The sequence below is a fragment of the Sphaerisporangium melleum genome, assembly GCF_014646695.1.
GTDB classification, from domain to species: Bacteria; Actinomycetota; Actinomycetes; order Streptosporangiales; family Streptosporangiaceae; genus Sphaerisporangium; species Sphaerisporangium melleum.
The window spans coordinates 159839-180738 of sequence record NZ_BMNT01000017.1 but is presented as its reverse complement, the minus strand read 5'-3'; the positions used below and the strand labels follow the sequence as shown (position 1 = coordinate 180738).

The 20900-nt window shown below is 71.5% G+C and carries 23 protein-coding genes; 15 read left to right on the top strand and 8 right to left on the bottom strand.

The window, feature by feature from the left end; genetic code table 11:
- On the top strand, positions 1-471 hold a 471-nt coding region (locus IEY93_RS17065; RefSeq protein ID WP_189164045.1), incomplete at its 5' end, for a cellulose binding domain-containing protein.
- Positions 472-547: 76 nt separating this feature from the next.
- Here IEY93_RS17065 and IEY93_RS17060 read toward each other — a convergent pair.
- Positions 548-1654 carry a hypothetical protein gene (locus tag IEY93_RS17060; RefSeq protein ID WP_189164044.1) on the bottom strand — a complete coding sequence of 369 codons (1107 nt, stop codon included), beginning with the start codon at positions 1652-1654 and terminating at the stop codon, positions 548-550.
- A 329-nt stretch (positions 1655-1983) separates the two neighbouring features.
- Between IEY93_RS17060 and IEY93_RS17055 the strand changes: the two genes are divergently transcribed.
- The 3 genes from IEY93_RS17055 to IEY93_RS17045 all read left to right on the top strand — a co-directional run bounded on the left by IEY93_RS17055 (position 1984) and on the right by IEY93_RS17045 (position 5059).
- Positions 1984-2439, top strand: coding sequence for a TIGR02611 family protein (locus IEY93_RS17055; protein ID WP_203967865.1), 456 nt, complete (start codon positions 1984-1986; stop codon positions 2437-2439).
- Between the two features lie 244 nt (positions 2440-2683).
- A complete protein-coding gene (locus IEY93_RS17050) occupies positions 2684-4036 on the top strand; it encodes a helix-turn-helix domain-containing protein (RefSeq protein ID WP_229691214.1) in 1353 nt (450 codons plus the stop codon).
- A 189-nt stretch (positions 4037-4225) separates the two neighbouring features.
- Positions 4226-5059: an esterase/lipase family protein gene (locus tag IEY93_RS17045; protein ID WP_189164043.1), complete on the top strand. Its 834-nt coding sequence runs from the start codon at positions 4226-4228 to the stop codon at positions 5057-5059.
- A gap of 93 nt (positions 5060-5152) precedes the next feature.
- Here IEY93_RS17045 and IEY93_RS17040 read toward each other — a convergent pair whose 3' ends face one another.
- The gene (locus tag IEY93_RS17040; protein ID WP_189164042.1) at positions 5153-5473 is read right to left on the bottom strand and encodes a GroES family chaperonin; all 321 of its coding nucleotides are present in this window, start codon (positions 5471-5473) and stop codon (positions 5153-5155) included.
- Positions 5474-5578: 105 nt separating this feature from the next.
- Between IEY93_RS17040 and IEY93_RS17035 the strand changes: the two genes are divergently transcribed.
- From IEY93_RS17035 to IEY93_RS17025, 3 genes are all read left to right on the top strand, one after another.
- The gene (locus IEY93_RS17035) at positions 5579-6151 is read left to right on the top strand and encodes a DUF1349 domain-containing protein (protein ID WP_189164041.1); all 573 of its coding nucleotides are present in this window, start codon (positions 5579-5581) and stop codon (positions 6149-6151) included.
- Between the two features lie 168 nt (positions 6152-6319).
- Positions 6320-7138, top strand: a complete 819-nt coding sequence (locus IEY93_RS17030) for an SAM-dependent methyltransferase (RefSeq protein ID WP_189164040.1) — start codon at positions 6320-6322, stop codon at positions 7136-7138.
- A gap of 218 nt (positions 7139-7356) precedes the next feature.
- The gene (locus IEY93_RS17025; protein ID WP_189164039.1) at positions 7357-9999 is read left to right on the top strand and encodes a penicillin acylase family protein; all 2643 of its coding nucleotides are present in this window, start codon (positions 7357-7359) and stop codon (positions 9997-9999) included.
- A gap of 31 nt (positions 10000-10030) precedes the next feature.
- On the opposite strand, the gene IEY93_RS17020 is transcribed toward IEY93_RS17025, so the two are convergent.
- From IEY93_RS17020 to IEY93_RS17010, 3 genes are all read right to left on the bottom strand, one after another.
- Positions 10031-10252 (bottom strand): hypothetical protein, encoded by a 222-nt coding sequence (locus IEY93_RS17020; protein ID WP_189164038.1) that lies wholly within the window; start codon positions 10250-10252, stop codon positions 10031-10033.
- A gap of 151 nt (positions 10253-10403) precedes the next feature.
- On the bottom strand, positions 10404-12788 hold the full coding sequence (locus tag IEY93_RS17015; protein WP_189164037.1) for a helicase-associated domain-containing protein: 2385 nt from the start codon (positions 12786-12788) through the stop codon (positions 10404-10406).
- A 178-nt stretch (positions 12789-12966) separates the two neighbouring features.
- Positions 12967-13497: an ATP-binding protein gene (locus tag IEY93_RS17010; protein ID WP_189164036.1), complete on the bottom strand. Its 531-nt coding sequence runs from the start codon at positions 13495-13497 to the stop codon at positions 12967-12969.
- Positions 13498-13647: 150 nt separating this feature from the next.
- On the opposite strand from IEY93_RS17010, the gene IEY93_RS17005 reads away from it, so the two are divergent.
- From IEY93_RS17005 to IEY93_RS16990, 4 genes are all read left to right on the top strand, one after another.
- A complete protein-coding gene (locus IEY93_RS17005) occupies positions 13648-14514 on the top strand; it encodes a Sco1979 family transcriptional regulator (protein WP_189164035.1) in 867 nt (288 codons plus the stop codon).
- Complete coding sequence (locus IEY93_RS17000) at positions 14515-14751, top strand: DUF397 domain-containing protein (RefSeq protein ID WP_189164034.1); 237 nt, start codon at positions 14515-14517, stop codon at positions 14749-14751.
- Positions 14752-14882: 131 nt separating this feature from the next.
- Positions 14883-15146, top strand: a complete 264-nt coding sequence (locus tag IEY93_RS16995; protein ID WP_229691212.1) for a hypothetical protein — start codon at positions 14883-14885, stop codon at positions 15144-15146.
- 147 nt (positions 15147-15293) lie between these two features.
- Complete coding sequence (locus IEY93_RS16990) at positions 15294-16280, top strand: LLM class flavin-dependent oxidoreductase (RefSeq protein WP_189164033.1); 987 nt, start codon at positions 15294-15296, stop codon at positions 16278-16280.
- Positions 16281-16347: 67 nt separating this feature from the next.
- Here the strand turns inward: IEY93_RS16990 and IEY93_RS16985 are convergent, their stop codons facing one another.
- A complete protein-coding gene (locus tag IEY93_RS16985; protein ID WP_189164032.1) occupies positions 16348-16935 on the bottom strand; it encodes a histidine phosphatase family protein in 588 nt (195 codons plus the stop codon).
- A gap of 173 nt (positions 16936-17108) precedes the next feature.
- Between IEY93_RS16985 and IEY93_RS16980 the strand changes: the two genes are divergently transcribed.
- On the top strand, positions 17109-17747 hold the full coding sequence (locus IEY93_RS16980; RefSeq protein ID WP_189164031.1) for an HD domain-containing protein: 639 nt from the start codon (positions 17109-17111) through the stop codon (positions 17745-17747).
- A gap of 122 nt (positions 17748-17869) precedes the next feature.
- On the opposite strand, the gene IEY93_RS16975 is transcribed toward IEY93_RS16980, so the two are convergent.
- Together IEY93_RS16975 and IEY93_RS16970 are read right to left on the bottom strand one after the other, a co-directional pair.
- Complete coding sequence (locus tag IEY93_RS16975) at positions 17870-18295, bottom strand: ATP-binding protein (RefSeq protein ID WP_189164030.1); 426 nt, start codon at positions 18293-18295, stop codon at positions 17870-17872.
- 92 nt (positions 18296-18387) lie between these two features.
- On the bottom strand, positions 18388-18657 hold the full coding sequence (locus IEY93_RS16970; RefSeq protein WP_189164029.1) for a hypothetical protein: 270 nt from the start codon (positions 18655-18657) through the stop codon (positions 18388-18390).
- A gap of 269 nt (positions 18658-18926) precedes the next feature.
- Here IEY93_RS16970 and IEY93_RS16965 point away from each other — a divergent pair, with 269 nt between their 5' ends.
- The 3 genes from IEY93_RS16965 (at position 18927) to IEY93_RS16955 (ending at position 20855) form a co-directional block, all read left to right on the top strand.
- Positions 18927-19766 carry a helix-turn-helix domain-containing protein gene (locus IEY93_RS16965; protein ID WP_189164028.1) on the top strand — a complete coding sequence of 280 codons (840 nt, stop codon included), beginning with the start codon at positions 18927-18929 and terminating at the stop codon, positions 19764-19766.
- A complete protein-coding gene (locus IEY93_RS16960) occupies positions 19739-19957 on the top strand; it encodes a DUF397 domain-containing protein (protein WP_189164027.1) in 219 nt (72 codons plus the stop codon). The genes IEY93_RS16965 and IEY93_RS16960 overlap by 28 nt, the downstream gene beginning before the upstream one ends.
- Before the next feature lie 103 nt (positions 19958-20060).
- Complete coding sequence (locus IEY93_RS16955) at positions 20061-20855, top strand: hypothetical protein (protein WP_189164026.1); 795 nt, start codon at positions 20061-20063, stop codon at positions 20853-20855.
- The last annotated feature ends 45 nt before the right edge of the window (positions 20856-20900 follow it).

Below are 20900 nucleotides of genomic sequence, written 5' to 3'. Positions count from 1 at the left end.
GCCACGGATGTGAAGGTGGCCACGGCGAGTGGTACGTCGCAGGCGCTGACCGGGTTGTCGGCGAGTACGTCGTACACCTTCTATGTGGTGGCGCGGGACGCGGCGGGCAACAGCTCGCAGGCCAGCAACCCGGTCACCTTCACCACGACCTCTGGTAGCGGGAACGGCGGCTGCACCGCGACCTACGCGATCACCAACTCCTGGCCGGGCGGCTTCCAGGGCGAGGTCACGGTCAAGAACACCGGCACGGCGGCGATCACCGGCTGGACGGTGAAGTGGACCTTCGCCAACGGCCAGACCATCAGCCAGCTCTGGAACGGCACCCTCACCCAGAGCGGGGCGAACGTCACGGTGAAGAACGTGAACTACAACGGCAACCTCGCGGCCGGCGCCTCCACCGGCTTCGGCTTCGGCGCGTCCTACGGCTCGGCCAACTCCGTCCCGTCCCCGGTCACCTGCACGGTGGGCTGACCGGACCGGTGAGCGAAAGGGGGCCCGGCGCCGGACACGGCGCCGGGCCCTTTCTCATCGCCGGGAGCCGGGCAGGTCAGCGCGCGGAGACGTAGGTGACCATCGAGGCCGACTCCTGCCGCGTCCCGCCCTTGTAGCACGCCACGTCACGCACGATCGCCTCGTTGCCGTACGTGGTCCAGGGCGCCAGCAGGTTGCAGAACGCCGGCCCGGAGCCGAACGCGGTGACCTGCACGTCGTCGGGCAGCACACCGACCTTGTGGAAGGTGACCAGGCGCAGCCCGGTGCCGGCGGTCTGGATCTCGTTGTAGGAGCCCACCGAGTTGTAGCTCACGCCGGGCGGCACCGGCGAGTACGGCCCGGGGTTGCCGGGGACGTTGTCGAAGGTGTAGGCGAAGTACCTCGGCGGGACCGCCCCACCGGTGATGGCACGCTCGTGGTGGTAGGTCAGGGTCCACCCGGTCGACAGCGGCGCGTCGGCCGCGTCGAAGCACCGCACCTGGATCTTCTGCCCGCTCCAGGTCGGCGACCACGCCGACGCCTTGCAGTGGGCGGGCCGCTGGGAGTCCACGGCGGTCACCTGGATGTTGCCCGCGGTGGTCGAGGGGCCGATCCCCGGCAGGTCGACGGTCCACACGCCCGGGGTGATGGACGGGCTGACGACGTTGAGGTTCCCGGCGGAGTTGTACGTCGAACCGATCGCGGCGCCGGTCCAGTACACGTAGCCGAACGCCCCGGGCGGGGTCAGGGTGCCCGTACTGGAGGCGAAGGTGATGGAGAACGGCGTGAAGATCGGCCGGCCGCTGTAGTGGTAGCACTGGACCGCGACGAGCAGGTCGGAGCCCGAAACGCCGTACTTCTGCACCTGGCAGTACTGCGGGCCGTCGGCGATCGCGGTGACGTGGGGCACCCCGTTGTTCTGGCGCTCAGGGGAGACGCCGATCGCGGGGAAGCGCACGTAGACCTGTCCGGTCGAGCCCGGGGTCACCGTGACGTTCTGGCCGGCGGGCCAGCTTCCGGCCTGGTGGGTGAGGTCGGGCAGCCCCGAGGAGATGTCGACCAGGGCGAAGCCCCAGCGGTCGGGTACGGCCGCTTGGGCGCCGGCCGTCGTCCAGGCCAGGCCTGCGGCGACCATCACGATCACGGTGAGCAGTCGTGACAGGGCGGTGCGTAACAGGGTCATGTCGTCCTTCCGTCCGGGTCAGGTCGGCGGCTCGCGTCGCGGCGCCGGCGGCGGATGCCAGGTGCCGGCGCCCGGGCGAGGGAACGGAGCGGCGCGGAGATCCGCGACGTCCAGCGTTCTTGTAACCCGGCCGCCCGCGGTTTGAGAAGGCCCAACGCCTTCGGCCCGCGCCGGCCCGTGCGCATCGGACCGTCCCCGGCCAGGGCATGGCGTGACCGAAACGCCGGTCGGGCTCAGGGGCGGCTCGGGGTCGGCTCCGCCCGCGGTCGGACGGCGAGTTCTACCTGCGGATGAGGCGGCCGGTGGAGGATCGCACCTATTCTGGACACATGAGCGGGCCGGACAGGGGGGGACGGGTGGCCGTAACCGACGAGCCGAGCGGCGACGCGGTGCAGACCGCGAAACGTGAAGGTTTCATGGGCTGGCTCGACGGGGTGCGCTCCACCCGCACCGGCCGGCTCACTCTGAAGATCGTCATCGGCGTGGTGGGCGCCGCCCTGGTGATCGGCGGCCTGCTGCTGGTGCCGCTGCCCGGCCCGGGCTGGCTGATCGTCTTCGCCGGCCTCGCCGTTCTGGCGACCGAGTTCGACTGGGCGCACCGGCTGCTGCAGTTCGCCAAGCGCACGCTCGCCGACTGGACCGACTGGCTCAAGCGGCAGAGCTGGCCGATCCGCATCCTGGTCGGCGCCGTCACCCTGGTCTGCGCCGCCGTCGTCGTCTGGGCCATGGTCAGGGTCAGCCTCGGCATCGACCTCGTCGAGCAGGCCCGCGCCTACCTGGCCTGACGGCTTCAGGTCGCGCCGCCCGTGCGTTCACGTCGTTGACCGGCCCGCGGTGAGACTGTCATCTCGGTACGAAAACCACCTATGCGAAATGACGCTAGACGTATAGCAATGTGGTGATCGTGGAGTAACGTCCGGATCACTGGAGCCGCCGGCCCGGCCGGCGGAGCCAAGGATCCTCGCCGGACCGAGAGGTGCAGAAGGTGAGCGCTGTCGAGGCTCGGGTGGGTGCCGCCCGGCGACGCGGGTGAGCGCGTACGGGGTCCCGGCGACACCTCAGGTGCCCCGCGAGTTCGCGGACGTCCTGCGCGCCCATCTCGCCGAGCTGACCGAGGAGATGATCGGCGAGATCCGGGCCGGTGTTCCCGAGTACTCCCGGCCCGGCGACGAGAAGTACGTCAAGGCCGTGCGCCGCGCGGTCGAGGAGGCGCTGCGGCTGTTCCTCGCCCGGATCGCCGGCGACGGCGACGAGCAGGGCAGGGCGCCGGAGGTCTACCGGGCGATCGGCAGGGGAGAGGCGAGCGAGGGCCGTCCCCTGGACTCCCTCCAGGCCGCGTTGCGGATCTGCGCGCGGGTGGCCTGGCGGCGGCTGGCCCTGGCGTCCGAGACGCTGGATCTGTCCCGCGAACGCCTGTGCGCGGTGGGCGAGGCGATCCTGGTCTATCTGGACGAGATCGCCGCCGCGGCGGCCGAGGGCTACGCCGAGGCGCAGATCAAGGTCGCCGGAGAGCTGGAGCTGCGGCGCCGTCGCCTGCTGGACCTGCTCGTCGCAGGCCCGCCCGCCGACCTGCGGGCCGTCGAGGACCTGGCCCGGGCGGCCGGCTGGACCATGCCGCGCTCGGTGGCCGGGGTCGCGCTGGCGGCCCGCCCGCTCGCGGCCGCGTTCGGCGACCGCGAGCCACCCGGCCACCCTGCCATGCCCCCGTCCGTCCTGGGACTCGCCTCCGCTTCCGCGGCGGTGGCCCGTACGGCGGGGCCGGTGAACGGCACCGTGGGCGGGGTGGCCAGGCCGGCGTTGCCGCCGGACGTGCTGGCCGCCCTCGACCGGCCCGACCCGTTCCTGGTCCTGCCCGACCCCGAGGCGCCCGGCAGGACGGCGCTGCTGGACCGCGCGCTGCGCGACTGGGTGGTCGTCCTCGGCCCGCCGGTGCCGGTACGGGAGGCCGCGCAGTCGCTCAGGCTGGCCCGTGAGGCGCTGGACCTGACCCGGCGCGGGCTGCTGCCGTCCGGCAGGGAGACGGGCGCGGGCAGATCGGCCCCCGCCGTGGTGCGCTGCGCCGACCACCTCGCCACGATGGTCGTCTGCAAGGACGAGGCGCTGGTCCGGATCATCCGCCGTACGCGGCTGGCGCCGCTGCGCGGGCTGCGCGCGGGACAGCGCGACCGGGTCGCCGAGACGCTCCTGGCCTGGCTGCAGTGCGGGCACAACGCCAACGAGGTGGCCGCACGCCTGCACGTGCATCCGCAGACCGTGCGCTACCGGCTGCGCCAGGCGATGGAGCTGTTCGGCGACCAGCTCGGCTCACCCGACGACCGTTTCGAGCTGGAGATAGCACTGCGCGCCCGCGCCCTCGAACCGCCGCGCACCGGCGGGCGCTGAAACCCGGGAAACCGTCCCGGGGAGAGCCAGGAGTTCTCTTCGCCGTGCCTGATGCGCGGTTTTGTCATCCGCGGACAGCGGCCCGGATTTCTTTCATTGTCCTGGACCAAGTCAGCAGGCCGGTTCCGGAAATACCGTTCTGCCGATCAGGCGTGCCCCCTCGCCGATCGGCGGAAGGCGGAAAAGGAAATGCGCTTTCGGTTCGTCCTCCCGGTGCTCGCCGGCGCGGTGCTGCTGTCCTCGCTCCTCACCGGGACCGCGCACGCCGAGACCTCTCCGCAGGGAGCGAACGACTGGACCTGCCGCCCGCCTGCCGCCCACCCGCGCCCGGTGGTCCTGGTCCACGGCACCTTCGCCTCCATGGCGGTGAACTGGCCCGCGATCTCGCCGGTGCTCAAGCGCGCGGGATACTGCGTGTTCGCGCTGAACTACGGCGGCGGGGAGGGCGCGCTCATCCAGGGCACCGGGGACATCGCCCGCTCCGCCCAGCAGCTGTCCGCCTTCGTCGACCGGGTGCTCGCCGCCACCGGAGCCGCCGAGGTGGACCTCGTCGGCCACTCGCAGGGCGGCATGATGCCGCGCCACTACCTGAAGTTCCTCGGCGGGGCGGCGAAGGTGCGCAAGCTGGTCGCCCTCGCGCCGTCCAACCACGGCACCACGCTCAGCGGCCTGGCGACGCTCGGCGACCTGCTCGGCCTCACCGGGCCGATCACCGACGCGTGCCCGGCCTGCGGGCAGCAACTCGCGGGGTCGGCGTTCCTGACCGCGCTCAACTCCGGCGGCGACACCGTGCCGGGTGTGGAGTACGCGGTCATCGTCACGCGCTACGACGAGGTCGTCACGCCCTACACCTCCGGCTACCTCAGTGGCGCGGGCGTGCGGAACGTGCGGCTGCAGGACGTCTGCCCGCTGGACTTCAGCGCCCACCTCGGGGTGATCTTCGACCCGGTGGTGCAGCGGCTGGTGCTCGACGAGCTGGGCGCGCCGCGCGGCGGGATCAACTGCCTGAACCCGCTCGGCTGACATCCGCCGGTCGCGGAACCCGGGCAGGGCCGCCCCCGGCGCGGCGCGGGGCCGGTGGGCGGGGAGACGAGAGGGCGGCGGCGAGCGCGGGACTTACAGGTACAGGCCGGTGCCCTGCTCGGTCTGCTGGGTGGCGATGGCGTGCAGGTCACGCTCGCGCATGACCAGGTAGACCTGGCCGTGCACCTCGACCTCGTACTGGTCCTCGGCGTTGAACAGCACCTTGTCGCCCACCTTGACCAGGCGGGCGCTCGACCCGGCACCGCACACCTCGCCCCAGATGAGGCGGTTGGCCATCTTGACGGTGGCGGGGATGACGATGCCCGCCGAGCTGCGGCGCTCCTCGGACTCCGCCTCGACCTTCACCATGACGCGGTCGTGGAGCATCTGTATCTCGAACTTGGGGTCAGCCACACCCGAAGCTTATGCCGAGCGCGCGCGAAGAGTGACCTCCTGCGTGCGGGGTGCTCCGGGAGCGCTCTCTCACCGGTGATCGATAAGGTGGCGGCAGGAGGGGTGATGACCGCAGATTTCAGCGACTGGCAGTGGATCAACGAGCCCGCGAAGTGGTCGGCGGACCCGGCGGGGACATTGCGGGTGACCGCGGACGCGCGCACCGACCTGTGGCGGGTCACCCACTACGGGTACAGCTACGACACCGCGCACCTCTTCGGCCGGACACTGCCCGGCGACCTGCGGGTGGCCGCCACCTTGGAGGCCGGCTACGCCGAGCAGTACGACCAGGCGGGCGCCGCGCTGCGCATCGACGAGGAGAACTGGATCAAGGCGGGCGTCGAGTTCGTCGACGGCCGGATCAACCTCAGCACCGTGGTCACCCGGGGTTTCTCCGACTGGTCGGTCACCCCGGTGGCCGGGCCGGTGGAGTCCATCCGCATCGAGCTGACCCGCGAGGGCGACACCGTGACCGTGCGGTACGGGCTCGACGGCGCGGAGCCGACCGTCATGCTGCGCCTGGCGTACTTCCCGCCGGGCGTCCCGGCGCTGGCGGGTGTGATGTGCGCGGCGCCGGTCGGCGACGGCTTCGAGACGCGGTTCACCGCGGTCGGCGTCGAGGCGTTCGGCGCGGCGTAACTCCGAATTAACCCATGTGGCGCCTGTTTCACCGGGAAGTCGGCCGAACGTGTGGGCGTGAGGCCTATATCGTGGTTCCCGGGGCAGCCAGAGTGCGATCCGGTACCTCTGGCGGTCGCCGTGGCCCGGTGACCCGGGCAGGCGCGTCGGCGGCATGGGAGGTGGACGGTGACCGAGGAAGCACGGCGCATGCGCGCGGCGCTCGACATCACCGCGCCGAACCACGCCCGCATCGCCAACTACTTCCTCGGCGGCAAGGACAACTTCGCCGCCGACCGGGAGGCCGCCGAGGCGATCATCGCCGTCGCCCCGGAGGTCCGGGTGATGGCGCGGGAAAGCCACCAGTTCCACGCCCGAGTGGTCCGCTACCTGGTCGAACAGGGCGTCACGCAGTTCCTCAACATCGGCGCGGGCATCCCGGCCGACCACAACACCCACCAGATCGCCCGCTCGCTCGCCCCCGACGCGCGCGTCGTCTACGTCTCCGACGACTCGGTGGTGCTCTCGCACTCGCGGGCGCTGCTCGCCACCGACCCGGGCACCGGGGTGACCGAGGGCGACATCATGCACCCGGACGAGCTGCTGGCCGACCCCGGGCTGCGGCGGGTCCTCGACGTCTCGCGCCCGATCGGGGTCATGGTGCCGAGCGCCCTGCAGTTCATCCCCGACGACGACGACCCCTACAAGCAGGTCGCCCGGCTGCGCGACCTGCTGGCGGTGGGCAGCCATCTGACGATCGTGCACGCGGTGTTCGACTCGCGGCCCGAGGTGGCCGGCCCGATCGTCGAGATCTACCGGCGGGTGCTCGGCCGTCCCGAGGACGCCTCGCGCAAGCGCGCTCAGGTGCTCCGCTTCTTCGACGGCATGGAGCTGGTCGAGCCCGGCCTGGTCTACGTCCGGCAGTGGCGTCCGGACAACCCGCTGAGCACGCACAATGCCGAGAAGTTCTGGCTGGTCGGCGGCGTCGCCCGCAAACCCGCCCCCTGAGCCGCCCGCACCCGACGGCCCCGCGCCGGCCGTCCGCCGCGCCGAGGGACGGCCTCCTCGGCGGCTCCGATGGCCGTGTCGCGGCGAGCAGCGGACGTGATGGCCGCGCGTGACAGGGAGCGCGGGCCGTGACCGATCAGCGGCCGTACGGTGATCGACCGCACCGTCCGGCGGTTCCATACTGTCAGGTGCGCTTTCGCTCCTGAGAGGTCTGTTACGTGCGGCTCGCCCCCTTCGCTCGCCTGTCCCGTCCGTTCCGCTGGGCGGCCCGCCTCCTCACCGCGCTGCTCGTGCTCGCGCTGCTGCTCGCCGCGGCCGGCGTCTGGACGGTGCGCCGATCGTTCCCGCAGGTCGACGGCAGCGTGCGGCTGCCGGGGCTGAGCGCCGAGGTGACCGTGCTGCGCGACCGGAACGGCATCCCGCAGATCTACGCGAGCACCCCGCGCGACCTGTTCATGGCGCAGGGGTACGTACACGCCCAGGACCGGTTCTGGGAGATGGACTTCCGGCGCAAGACCACCGCGGGCCGGCTCTCGGAGCTGTTCGGCGCCTCCACGCTGGAGGTCGACAAGGTGGTGCGCACCCTCGGCTGGCGGCGCACGGCCGAGCGGGAGCTGGCGCTGCTCGACCCGCGCACCCGGCAGGCGCTGAGCGACTACGCCGATGGCGTGAACGCCTGGATGCGGCAGCACGACGGCTTCGCCGAGCGGAGCCTGGAGTACGCCGTGCTGAAGCTCACCAACGGCTCCTACGCCCCCGAGCCCTGGGTGCCCGCCGATTCGCTGGCCTGGCTCAAGGCGATGGCCTGGGACCTGCGCTCCAACATGGACGACGAGCTGGAGCGCGCACTGGACGCGTCCGTCGTGCCCGCCGAGCGGGTGGCGCAGCTCTTCCCCGGCTACCCCTACGACCGGCACCGGCCCATCGTGACCGCCGGGGCCATCCGTGACGGCCGCTTCTCCGCGCCCTCGACCGGCGCCACCGCCACGACCGCCGTTCCCGGTGCCACGGCGTCCGCGCCCGCTAAGCCCACCGCGGTCCCCGGAGAGGCACGGGCACTGGCGGCGGTGGCGCGCACGCTGCGCGCGGTCCCCTCGCCGCTCGGCACCGGCGGGACCGACCGGGCGGGCATCGGCTCGAACTCCTGGGTGGTCGGCGGCGCGCACACCGGCACCGGCAAGCCGCTGCTGGCCAACGACCCGCATCTCGGGCCGCGCATCCCCTCCATCTGGTACCAGGCCGGCCTGCACTGCCGGGCGAAGTCGGCGGCCTGCCCCTACGACGTCGTCGGCTACACCTTCTCCGGGCTGCCCGGCGTGGTGATCGGGCACAACGACCGGGTCGCCTGGGGGTTCACCAACCTCGGCCCGGACGTCACCGACCTGTACCTGGAGCGGACCAAGGGGGACACCTACCAGGTGGGGGACGCCTGGCGGCCGATGGAGGTCCGCACCGAGGAGATCAAGGTCGCCGGACGGGCACCGGAACGGCTGACCGTCCGCGCCACCCGGCACGGCCCGATCGTCTCCGGCGTGCTCGGGAGCGCGGGCAAGGCCCTGCCGGGCGCCGCGGCGCACGCCGGTGAGCCCGCCGCCTCCGCCGACAACGGCCGGCTGCGGGCCGGCGGGCACGACCTGGAAGTGGCGCTGCGCTGGACCGCGCTCGACCCGGGACGCACCGCCGACGCCCTGCTGCTGCTGGACACCGCCGCGAACTTCGACGACTTCCGCCGGGCCGCGTCGTTCTTCGAGGCGCCCGCGCAGAACATGGTCTACGCCGACGTCGAGGGGAACATCGGCTACCAGGCGCCCGGGCGCATTCCCATCCGCTCGAAGGGGGAGAACGGGCAGGGACAGTGGCCGGCGCGTGGCTGGACCGACAAGGAGGAGTGGACGGGCTTCATCCCGTTCGACGAGCTCCCGACCGTGTACAACCCGCCCGAGGGGTACATCGTCACGGCGAACAACGCCGCCATCGGCCCCTCCTACGGCCGCTTCCTCACCGCCGACTGGTCCTACGGCTACCGTTCGCAGCGCATCACCGACCGCGTCAGGCAGGCGCTCGCCACGGGCGGCATCACGGCGCAGGCCATGTCCGACATCCAGATGGACTCCGCCAACGGCCTGGCGCCGCTGCTGGTGCCGCACCTGCTGCGTGCCGGGGCAGGCGTCCCGCAGGCGCGGGAACTGCTGTCCGGCTGGGACTTCACCCAGGGCCGCGACTCGGCGCCCGCCGCGTACTTCAACGCCGTCTGGCGCCACCTGCTCCAGCGCACCTTCGACGACGAGCTGCCCGAGGGCGGCCGGCCGGGCGGCGGCGACCGCTGGTACGAGGTGGTGCGCCCACTGCTGGACCGCCCCGGCGACCCGTGGTGGGACGACGTGCGCACCAAGGACAAGGCCGAGACCCGGGACGAGATGCTGGTGGCGGCGATGCGCGACGCGTCCGCCGAGCTGCGCGCCGCGCTGGGCGAGGACCCCCGGGCCTGGCGGTGGGGCGACCTGCACACGCTGGAGCTGACCAACGAGACGTTCGGCACCTCGGGCATCGCGCCGGTCGAGTGGCTGTTCAACCGGGGCCCGCTGCGGCTCGGCGGCGGTAAGGACGCGGTGGACGCGACGGGCTGGGACGCGACCGAGGGCTACCAGGTGGACTGGGTGCCCTCGATGCGCATGGTCGTGGACCTCGCCGACCTGGACCGTTCGCGCTGGATCAACCTCACCGGCGCGTCCGGGCACGCCTTCCACGCGACCTACGCCGACCAGGCCGAGCTGTGGGCCGGCGGCGGCACCGTCCCGATGCGGCAGACCGAGCCCGCCGTCCGCGCCGACGCCGTGGACACCCTCACCCTCACCCCGTGACCCGGCGTGCCGGGCACGGCACCCCTGTGCGCTAGCGGATCCGCACGCGGGTGCGCCGGCAGGTGGCGCAGCGCTGGGTGACCACGTGGCCGATGGTCTCCACGGTGAGCCACTGGTGGCGCAGATGCACCCGCGAGGTGAGGTCCCCGAACGTGCGCAGCAGCCGGCTGCGCACCTGGGTGCCCCGCCCGTCCGGGTGCCCTGCCGGCCCGCCCGCCAGGGACGCGGAGCGGTCGTGCTTCAGCGAGCTCATGTCCTCGCCCCCACTTCGGCCGTCGGCACGGCGGGAAGCGCCGTGTGGCGGAGGCTTCCCGCATAGTGCGCACTCATGCGCGAAGGGGGAGAAGAGCCAGGTCGGCGGCCATCTCCCCGTGGCCGCTTGCCGGTGATCATCACCGGCAAGCCTACCCGCTGGTGACCGAGGCGATCTCCGCGAGCGGGAACTCCAGGTAGTCGCCGGCCTCCTCGCACCAGGCGTCCAGGACGCCGCGCCGCAGCTCACCATGGCTGATCGTGGCGGTCAGCCCGTCGGACAGGGTGATGAGCGCGCGCACGCCCCGGTCGACGACGAAGCCGAGCAGCGACTGCTGGGCCGTGGGCAGGCGGGTGGCCATCCGGCCGATCACCGCCCACGTCTGCCCGGCCTGAACCTCTTCCCGCCCGGTCAGGGCGAGCCTGCGCGCGTGCTCGCGCGGGTCCGGCGTGGGCTCGGGCAGGTGCACGGGCGGCGGCTCCTCCAGCTCGGCCACCCGCCCCCCGGGCAGCAGGATGAGCCGCCCGCCCTGCGGCTCGCGCCGTACCGAGATCTCGCCGGTGTCGTCCACCGGCACAGGGGCGTACCCGGCGTCGCGCAGCGCGGCCAGCGTCCGGTCGGCGGGGGCGCCGCCGGCCAGCACGGTCGGCGCGAGCAGCCGCAGCCCGAGGCGGGCCAGGCGGCGATGCGCCGCGATCTCGGCGAGCAGGCCGGGGTCGGAGCCCTGGATGATGCAGCCCACCGTGGTCACGGTCACCTCGCCGTACCGGCGGGCGACGTCCCTGACCAGGTAGCCGAGCGCCTGGGGGACGGCACCCGCGGCGCGCAGCTCCTCCAGCAGCGAGTCGGCGGTGTACCCGGCGTCCAGGGCGCGGCGCACGCTCGCCGGGCTGAACCGCCACACCGACGCCGTGCCCCGCGACTCGCGGTCGGCGGCGCGGTCGAGCAGGCCGGCCAGCTCGGCGGCGGGCGGGCCGGTGACGACGGCGGTCAGGTCGGCACCGAACAGCGCGGTGCGCTGCGCGGCCGACAGCGCGTGCACCGACGCCTCCATCAGGCCGGGGTCGCGCTCGACCTCCGGCACGGTCTCGTCCTGCTCGTCCCCGGCGCAGCCTCCGCCGAGCGCGGCCAGGGCGCGGCCGAGCGTGGTCAGGGTGTCGGAGGCCACCAGGCCGAGCAGCCGTGCCTCGGCCAGCACGGCCGGGCCGCACTCGGCCAGCAGGTCGCGGTCGAGCAGCGGGGAGCGCCAGTGCACGGCCTGCACCAGCTCGGGCAGGCTCGCGAACGCGGCGTCCGGCGGGAGCGTGGCGAGGGTGGTCAGCACCGCCCAGCGGATGCGCGCCACCGTCTCCCCGGCGGGGTCGTCCCCCAGCAGGGTCGGGTAGCGGCCGGCGACGCGCCGCAGCGACGAGCGTTCCATGCGCCACCAGGCGGCGAGCAGCGTACGCAGCCGCGCCGGGGCCTCCTCCAGCCGCCAGGCGTCGAACCGCTTGGTCGGCACCAGGCCGCCGGAGGTCTCGTCCCAGGCGAGCAGCCGGGCCACGGCGCACGCCTCCAGCAGCAGCCGGGTCTCCTCCTCGGTGCAGCCGGTCTCCTTGGCCAGGCGGCGCGTCTCGCGGACGCCGACGCCGCCGCCCTTGAGCAGGGGGAGCGGGGTCTTGTCGGTGTTCTCCAGCAGGGCGGTGGCCCGGTCGACCGCGTGCGGCGCGGCCAGGCAGAGCTGGTGGTCGACGGCCTCGGGGTCGACGGGGACCGTGCCCGGCTCGGGCGGCTCGGGGGTGAACGGCGGGTGGTAGTCGGGGCCGCGCAGCGCGAGCGCGACCTCGCGCGGCATCTCGGCAAGGTCCCACTGGGGGCGGAAGAGCAGGCCGCGGTCGGCGGCCCACTTCTCCGGGGTGCCGATGGTGACGAAGCGGCCGCCGTCCACGGCGCGCACCGGCCCGTCCCAGGCGAACTCGTCCAGCAGGCTGACCGTGCCGTCGGGGGCGTCGCGCAACCGCCCGGCCAGCCGGTCGGCGTCCGACAGCGCCGCGGTGACCCGGGCGATCATCTGGCGCCTGCCGCCCTGCGTGCTGAGGCCGAGGTCGCGGCTCACGCGGCGCAGGCCCTCGGTGTTCAGCGTCCAGGAGTCCAGGTAGGAGGAGAGGGGCTCGCCGAGGCCGCAGGGCGCGGTCCACCATCGGGCGACCGCGCCGGCCAGGCGCAGGCGGCCGTCGGGGCCGGGCCAGGCGAGGGCGTGGTCGTAGAGCTCCTCCAGCCAGGGGAGCACCTCGGCCGTGGTCACGCCGAGGAAGCGGGCCAGCTCCTCCGGGGTGGCCCGATCACCGATGACCAGGCATGCCTGCAGGATCTCCAACGGGGGCAGCGGGAGGCCCCGCATGACCTCCATGACGGCGAAGGTGTCGCTCAGGCGCCGGGCCAGGGTGTCCAGACGGCGCGGCCAGGGGGCGGCGATCGCGTCGGGACGGTTGGCCAGGATGCGTGCGAGCCGGTCTTCATCGAGGGTCGTCAACCAGCCGAGCAGGTGATCATCCATCACAGCTCTTTCAAAGGTCTCGCGGGAGTCACCAAGAAGCCACCGTAATGCAGACACCCGCTTGACGGATCGGCCTTGCGGAATACACCCCCGAATCCTTTGGCTCGCCTTCACGTTCCGCGGGCGTCGCGTCTCGGAGAGCGAGGGGAATGCCCGCGAACGGCCCGATCGGGATGGTTCAGCTCTTCAGCACGGCCCAGACGACCTTTCCGGACGGCAGCAGGGGGTTCCAGCCCCAGCGCAGGCTCATCGACTCCACGATGTGCAGCCCCATGCCGCCGATCTCCAGCGGGGAGGGGTCGCGCATCACCGGCGCCGCGGAGCCGGGGTCGGCGAAGACGCAGCTCACCAGCGAGTCCATCCGGATCATCGACATCCGGATGGGGTCGGAGGGGGCGGGGCGGCCGGCGCCCGGTTCGAGCAGCAGGCCGTGCCGCAGCGCGTTGGTGGCCAGTTCGGAGACCACCAGTTCCATGTCCTGCACCAGGTCGCGCATCCCCCAGCCGGTGAGGCTGCCCGCGGAGAAGCTGCGCGCGGAGTGGACGGACTCGGGGCGGGGTGGCAGCACGAACGTGGCGCTCGACGTGCACGCTCCGGGTGGCACCAGATCGCGCGCGGGGTGGGGCCACCAGCCGATGGGGGGCCACCAGTCGAAGGCCGACCACTGGGCTCGACCACGTGTCAGGTCCGTGGAGTGCACAGGGATCATGATGGTCCATACTCATGTGCAGGTGCAAGAGCGAATGCACGTGCAGAAGAGTCGTGCAGGCGCTACGGTTGCCCTGGGAGTGACACCGAAGGGGGACCACACGCGCGATCTTTGACAGACTGTGAACCAGTCCACAACCGGAGGAAAGCAGTGTCCATCGATCCGCCCGGCTCAGGCTCAACGGTTCGGCGCATCATGTTGGGCGCCAGCCTACGCAGGCTGCGCGAGGAGCGCGGGCTAACGCGAGAGGTCGCGGGATTTCACATCCGCGCCTCCGAGTCCAAGATCAGCCGGATGGAGCTTGGACGGGTGGGGTTCAAGACGCGTGACGTGGAAGATCTGCTCACGCTCTACGGCGTCAACGACGACGCCGACCGGCGCGGGCTGCTCGAGATGGTCCGCGAGGCGAACACCCCTGGATGGTGGCACAAGTACAGCGACCTGCTCCCCTCGTGGTTCTCCACGTACGTCGGCCTGGAAGAGGCCGCCTCGCTGATCCGCACCTACGAGGTGCAGTTCGTCCCGGGGCTGCTCCAGACGGCCGCGTACGCCCGGACGGTCATTCGACTCGGGTATCCGGACGTCCCGGACGAGGAGATCGAACGCCGCGTGCATCTGCGCATGGAACGGCAGGAGCGTCTCCTCCGGAACGACGGGCCGAAACTCTGGGCCGTCATCGACGAGGCCGCGCTGCGGCGGCCCATCGGCGGCAAAGAGATCATGTACGAGCAGTTGCAGCACCTGATGGCCGTCGCCGGCCTGCCGGCCATCACATTGCAGGTGATGCCGTTCCAGTTCGGCATGCACGCGGCCGAGGGTGGAGCGTTCACCATTCTGCGTTTTCCGGAGTCCGACCTGTCGGACGTGGTCTACGTCGAGCAGCTGTGGGGTGCCCTTTATCTGGACAAGCGTGAGGACATCGACCCGTACCTCACGGCCATGGAACAGCTGTGCATCGAGAGCACAACTCCCGGGGGCACCGCCGAGATACTCGGCGACATACTCAGAGAGATCTAGATGAACCAGCCATACAACGGAATGCCGGCCAGCAGCCTCACCGGCGTCGCGTGGCGCAAGAGTGTTCACAGCAATTCGCAGGGCAACTGCGTCGAGCTTGCGAAACTCCCCGACGGGGGCGTCGCCGTCCGCAACTCCCGATTCCCGGACGGCCCGGCCCTGATCTACACCGCTGACGAGATCCGGGCCCTGGTGCTCGGCGTCAAGGACGGCGAGTTCGACAATCTGGTCGCGTAACACCCTGTTCACATATCGCGAGTCCGGTTAACCGGAGAGCGCAGATCGCGTAACCGGGGCCGCGCATCGGCCCGGCACACTTGGTCCATCCGCTTCGTGTGAAGTTCGTGGGGGCCGTGATGCTGGACCAGATGACTCTCTACCCCGTGGCCGATGATGTGCTGTTCGCACCCGGGGGCCGCGTCGTGATCCGTACCTACGGCGTCGCGTCCGCGGCCTCCACCGAGGAGGACGGCGCCCGCCCGGTCTCCTACCGCACCTGGGTCACCGGCGTCCGTGACCAGCCCCGATACTGGCGCTGGGGCCACTTCGAGGACGCCCGTCACGGCCACCGCAAGGTCCTCGAATGGCTGACCGGCCGAGGCCCCCAGCCCAAGCCCGTGGCCTCCGTCTGACCCCCTCCCGTCCCGTCCGGCCCTACCCGGCCCCCGCCGCACGCCGATCGGCCCTGATAGGCGGGCCTGCCAGAGGGGAATGGTCCCGCGCGAGTGGCTGTTGCACACGTCCGATCCACCGTCATCGGGTGAAAGGACGTCCGTCCCATGGTTCTGCCGCTGTCCATCCTGGATCTCGCGTACATCCGTGACGGGGGGACGGCGTCCGACAGTCTCGCCGCCAGCGTCGCCCTCGCCCAGCGGGCCGAGGAGCTCGGATACCGGCGCGTCTGGTACGCGGAGCACCACAACATGCGGTACATCGCGTCCTCGGCGACCAGCGTGGTCATCGCCCACGTGGCGGCGCACACCCGTACGATCCGCCTCGGATCGGGCGGCATCATGCTGCCCAACCACTCGCCGCTGACCATCGCCGAGCAGTTCGGCACCCTGGAGTCCCTGCACCCCGGCCGCATCGACCTCGGCCTCGGCCGGGCTCCGGGCAGCGACCAGCAGACCATGCGGGCCCTGCGCCGCACGCCGACCTCCGCGGACGCCTTCCCGCAGGACGTGCTGGAGCTCCAGGGGTACCTGAGGGGCGAGAGCCGCATCCCCGGAGTCGACGCCGTTCCCGGCAAGGGCACCGACGTGCCGCTGTACATCCTCGGCTCTTCCCTGTTCGGCGCCCAGCTCGCGGCGGCGCTCGGGCTCCCGTACGCGTTCGCCTCGCACTTCGCGCCCGATGCTCTTGAGGAGGCCGTCGCCCTCTACCGCCGCGACTTCCGGCCCTCCGCGCAGCTCGACCGGCCGTACGTCATGGCGGCGCTCAACGTGATCGCGGCCGACACGACCGAGGAGGCGCGGGAGCAGCAACTCGCCGCCCTGCGGCTCAGGGTGCACAACTTCCTCGCGGCCGGACGCCCGTACGACGAGGAGGAGGCCGACATGCTGCTGGCGTCGCCCGCCGGGCACCAGATCAGGCGGATGACCAAGTACTTCGCGGCCGGCGACCCGGCGCAGGTCGCGGCCTACGTGGCCGAGTTCGCCGAGCACGCCCAGGCGGACGAGCTGATCGTCTCGCTCGCCGCGCCGGACGCCAAGGCGTCGATCAGGTCGGCGGAACTCCTGGCCGAGGCGCACGGCCTGTCCACCTGACGGCACCACCCGGGCGATATCGAGAGGGCGTGCGCGATCTCCGGGACCGCGCACGCCCTCTCGACGTTCAGGAGGCGACCGGAGCGTTCCAGCGGATCAGGGCCGGCTCGCCGTGCTCGTACCCGAGCGCCGAGATGGTGCCGGTGTCCAGCACGAAGTGGCGGCCCTCCTGCGGCGGCAGCTCCAGCCAGCGGGCGGTCAGGACGCGCAGGAAGTGGCCGTGCGCGATCAGCGCGACGGTGCCCTCGACGTCCCTGACCCGGGCGATCACCCGGTCGGCGCGCTCGGCGACCTGCCCGACCGTCTCACCGGGATGCTCGGCGTCACCGGGGATCACCCCGTCGCGCCACAGGTACCAGCCCGGGCGGCCCTGCCGGATGTCCGCCGTGGTGATGCCCTCATAGCCGCCGTAGTCCCACTCCCACAGCTCCGGATCGGTCTCGGCGCCGGACAGACCGGCGAGCTCTGCCGTGGTCCGGGCGCGCCGGGCCGGGCTGGACAGGACGAGCGAGAACGTGACGCCCTTCAGCGCGGGCGCGAGGGCCCGCGCCTGGTCCTCGCCCCTGGGGGTCAGCGGAAGATCGGTGCGGCCGGTGTGCCGGCGGTCGCGGCTCCACTCGGTCTCGCCGTGGCGCAGAAGAATCAGCTCGTCCATAGCGCTCCATCATCCAGGGTCCCGCTCGCGCACCGGTGTCCGGGTACGTCCCCTCCTGTGCTGATGGCCGGATCCGAGGGATGGACGTCCGGCAGGACGGCGGCGCCCGGGGCGTTGCGCCTGAGAGAGTGGAGGGGAAGGTAAACCGCTCTGACCTGCAAGGAGTCCCTGATATGAGCGAGACGATCGCAGGCGTCGCCATCCCGGACTCGGCGCTCGCCACCGGCGCGACCGAGCTGGTGCGGTCGGCCGCGCCTCCGCTGCTGTACCACCACTCGCGCCGCGTGTACCTGTTCGGCAGCCTCCAGGGCCGGCGCCTCGGGTTCACCGCCGACCCCGAGCTGCTGTACGTGGGCGCGATGTTCCACGACCTCGGGCTGACCGAGACCTACCGGCGCACCGACCAGCGGTTCGAGATCGACGGCGCGGACGAGGCACGCCGGTACCTGCGGTCGCACGGCATCGCCGAGGCCGACGTCCGCAAGGTGTGGGAGGCCATCGCGCTGCACACCACACCGGAGATCCCTTACCACCTCGAACCCGAGGTGGCCCTGGTCACCGCCGGGGTGGAGACCGACGTGCTCGGCATCGCCTACGGTGAGCTGGACCGGGCCGACATCGAGGCGGTCACCGCCGCGCACCCGCGCCCGGACTTCAAGCGGCAGATCCTCGCCGCGTTCACCGACGGGTTCTCAGACCGTCCGGACACCACGTTCGGCACGGTCAACGCCGACGTCCTGGAACACTTCGTGCCCGGCTTCCGGCATATCGACTTCGTCGAGGTCATCCTCAAGTCCGACTGGCCGGAGTGACCCGCGAGCGGCCGGTCATGCCGACCCGGAGGCGCAGCGGTCCGGCATGACCGGCTGGGACGGCCCGGCGGGCCGGCCGTCGTGGTGACGGCGGCGGCCGGCCCGCCGGGAACCGCCCGCGGTCAGGCGGCCGATCCCCGTGGTGAGCACTTTTTGCGGAACCAGACGGTCTTCGCCGGGCCGTTCTGGGCCGGCTGGACGCCCCACTCGTCGGACAGGGCGGCCACGATGCCCAGTCCCCGGCCGTGCTCGGCCTCGCCGTCGTCGGTCCCGGGCTCGGGCCGGTCGGCGCCGTGGTCGGTGATCTCGGCGCACAGCGTCTCGCCGGTGATCCAGAGCGAGAACCGGATCGGCGGCAGGCCGTACAGCACGGCGTTGGTGAGCACCTCGCTTGAGGCCAGGACGATGTCGTCGGTGAGGTCGTCGGACTCGGCGAGGTCCCAGCCCTTGAGGGTCTGCCGGATCAGCTGCCGCACGTGCGCGAGGATGTTCGGGTCCCGGGGGATGTCCCAGTACGCGGTGCGTTGACCGTCCGCAGTGCCGACCATGCTCTTCCCTGTCCTTGCCGATGACCCGGATGACCCTACTCTGTCCGGGTTTGGGCTGTTAGTAGTGGTATGGCGTTGTGCGTAGTTCGATGTCAAACAGCAACGAATGGTGCGGACTTCCCGATGTCCGTCCGCTCGGCCTCGCGCATCAGCGACCGGAGCTCGCCCGGATCTCGCGCGTCCACCAGGATCGGCTCGTTCGCCCTCCAGGTGGCGATGGCGAAGTACCTGCGGCTCCACACGCCGTAGAAGACCGTCCAGGCCGGTTCGACGGCGTCCAGCGCCCGCGCCCGCGGCTCCCACTCCCGTTGCCGGGCCGGCGGCTCTTCGCTCCGGCCCCGCGCGTGCCGTCCCGTCCGCATGCGTTCCCATCTCCTCTCGTCCTCCCGTTGCCGCTGCCCTGTACGGCGAGGTGCAAGATCGTCCGTGCGCCATGGCGCACGGACGATCTTGCACCTCGCGGTCCGACGCGAATTCAGCGTGCCCTTGGGCGACGGAAATCGATGCTGAATACGGCGACATTGTGCGGACCAAGCGCTGTCCGGATCGCGTCACCATTCGTGTCCCATCGACCACGGCCGGTATGTCAAACTGCGGGAAACCGGTGGTCGTCCATTCGTCGGGAGGTGCGGTGGGGCGGGAACGCCATCTCGATCCGAATACCGGCCCTCGGGCCTTCTTCGGCAGTGAGCTGCGGCGGTGCAGAAAGCGGATCGGGCTGTCCCAGCCGCAACTTGGGGAGCGCACCACCTGCAGCCCGGACATGATCGGGAAAATCGAGCGGGGAGAACGTCCGCCGTCGCCGGAATTCGTGCAGAAATGTGATGAGATCTTCGGGCTGGACGGTCATTTCCACCGCCTCTACCAGTTCATGCTGCAGACCCCGGGCCCCGCCTGGTTCACCCGCTGGCTGGAGGAGATCGAGCCCCAAGCCACCGTCCTGCGCACCTGGGACCCCCTCCTCATCCCCGGCCTCCTCCAAACCGAGGACTACGCCAGGTGTGTCTTCCGCGGAGCGCCTGGCATCACTCCGGAGGAGGTCGAGGAGCGTCTGCAGATCCGCATGCGGCGAAAGGCGCTGCTCGAACGAGAGCCTCCGCCCATGATGTGGATTCTCATCGATGAATACGTACTACAGAGACCCGTCGCGGACCCCGAGACGATGACCGGGCAGGTGAGATATCTGGTCGAGGTGGCGCAGCGCCCTCACGTGACGGTCCAACTGGTCGCGGCCTCGTGCGTCACCGGAATGATGAGTGCGTTCATGATCGCGCAGCTTTCCGATGGTCGGCCCGATGTGGTCAACGTCGAATCCTCCGCTGAAGGCCGTATCACGGCAGATCATGAGGTGGTAGCTCAAATCTGGTCCCGATATGACACGATACGAGCATCGGCGTACCCCGAACACCTGTCGCGCCAGATGATCGAGGAGGCGATACCCGTATGGGAACGACGAGCCGGATTGATCTGAGCGGCGCCCTGTGGCAGAAGGCCTCGCACTCCGGGGACAGCGGGGGCCAGTGCGTGGAAGTGGCGGAGAACCTCCCTGACCTCGTCGGCGTCCGCGACAGCAAGATGCCCGATGGACCGGTTCTGCTCTTCCCGGCAGGGGAGTGGAGTGCGTTTCTCGCCGGGGTGCGGGACGGCGACTTCGGGAGCTGAGTGGTCTGGACCCGGAGATGGGGGCGATGGGGCGTGGGGGTGGGTCTTCCACGTCGGCGGTGGCGCCCAGTCCGCGGTCCCGGAGCCGGTGATCGGGGAGGTCATGGTGGTGACCGACGGCAGGCCGGTCGCGATGCCGCTGGATCCGTACCTCGCGTCAATGGTCGACATCGCCACGGTCGGAGCGGCCGTGGCCGTCGTCGCGACCTCGTGCATGCACGACCTCGGCCACACCTCGTGGCGGGCACCGGACATGTCGCGCATCCGGCGTGGCGGCAAGGACGTCGAGTTCGATCTCTTCCCGTATCTCGATCCCGCACAGGCCGCCGAGTCGGGGTACTCGCGTCCCGACCCCGATCCGGTGCCGTCCGGTTTCCCGGGGGATTCGCAGAGACGCCCGCTGACCGAGGCGGAGCAACTGGCCTACCGGGGCGCGCCGGACGAGCAGCCCGCCGACCCGCAACTCTCCGGGGGATGCCTGGGCGAGGGGGAGCGGAAGGTCCGCGGCGAGCACGGGAAGCTGCCGGCCGATCCGCGATTCCTGGCCGCCGAGTCGCAATCTCGCGCGCGCACCGACAGCAGGGTCCGCAAGACCATCGACGACTGGAAGCGGTGCGTGGCGGTGAACGGCCTGACCTATCCGGATCCGGTGCTCGCACGGCTCGGATGGCCCCGGGAGGCGAAGATTCCGGCAACGGCGGAGGAGAAGCGGGTGGCCGCGATCGACGCCACCTGCCAGAAGAGCGTCAACCTCGTGGGCGTCTACAAGACCGTGCGCAAGGCGTACCAGGAGCGGTTCCTGACCGAGCAGCGCGCCCAGATCCTGGAAAGCGCCCGCATCTTCACCTCATGGCTGGCCAACGCCAACAAGATCCTTAAGATAGGAAACACCTCCTGATCAGCTCGATCTCAGTCGCCGAGAATCCCAAGGAACCTGGGGCGC

Coding starts and splice junctions, on each gene's coding strand:
- IEY93_RS16960 (WP_189164027.1), top strand. CDS start 19,739: ATGGGAACGACGAGCCGGATTGATCTGAGCGGCGCCCTGTGGCAGAAG.
- IEY93_RS17020 (WP_189164038.1), bottom strand. CDS start 10,252: ATGAGCTCGCTGAAGCACGACCGCTCCGCGTCCCTGGCGGGCGGGCCG.
- IEY93_RS17060 (WP_189164044.1), bottom strand. CDS start 1,654: ATGACCCTGTTACGCACCGCCCTGTCACGACTGCTCACCGTGATCGTG.
- IEY93_RS17015 (WP_189164037.1), bottom strand. CDS start 12,788: ATGGATGATCACCTGCTCGGCTGGTTGACGACCCTCGATGAAGACCGG.
- IEY93_RS17000 (WP_189164034.1), top strand. CDS start 14,515: ATGAACCAGCCATACAACGGAATGCCGGCCAGCAGCCTCACCGGCGTC.
- IEY93_RS16970 (WP_189164029.1), bottom strand. CDS start 18,657: ATGCGGACGGGACGGCACGCGCGGGGCCGGAGCGAAGAGCCGCCGGCC.
- IEY93_RS17045 (WP_189164043.1), top strand. CDS start 4,226: ATGCGCTTTCGGTTCGTCCTCCCGGTGCTCGCCGGCGCGGTGCTGCTG.
- IEY93_RS17035 (WP_189164041.1), top strand. CDS start 5,579: ATGACCGCAGATTTCAGCGACTGGCAGTGGATCAACGAGCCCGCGAAG.
- IEY93_RS16980 (WP_189164031.1), top strand. CDS start 17,109: ATGAGCGAGACGATCGCAGGCGTCGCCATCCCGGACTCGGCGCTCGCC.
- IEY93_RS16990 (WP_189164033.1), top strand. CDS start 15,294: ATGGTTCTGCCGCTGTCCATCCTGGATCTCGCGTACATCCGTGACGGG.
- IEY93_RS16955 (WP_189164026.1), top strand. CDS start 20,061: ATGGTGGTGACCGACGGCAGGCCGGTCGCGATGCCGCTGGATCCGTAC.
- IEY93_RS16985 (WP_189164032.1), bottom strand. CDS start 16,935: ATGGACGAGCTGATTCTTCTGCGCCACGGCGAGACCGAGTGGAGCCGC.
- IEY93_RS17010 (WP_189164036.1), bottom strand. CDS start 13,497: ATGATCCCTGTGCACTCCACGGACCTGACACGTGGTCGAGCCCAGTGG.
- IEY93_RS16995 (WP_229691212.1), top strand. CDS start 14,883: ATGACTCTCTACCCCGTGGCCGATGATGTGCTGTTCGCACCCGGGGGC.
- IEY93_RS16975 (WP_189164030.1), bottom strand. CDS start 18,295: ATGGTCGGCACTGCGGACGGTCAACGCACCGCGTACTGGGACATCCCC.
- IEY93_RS17055 (WP_203967865.1), top strand. CDS start 1,984: ATGAGCGGGCCGGACAGGGGGGGACGGGTGGCCGTAACCGACGAGCCG.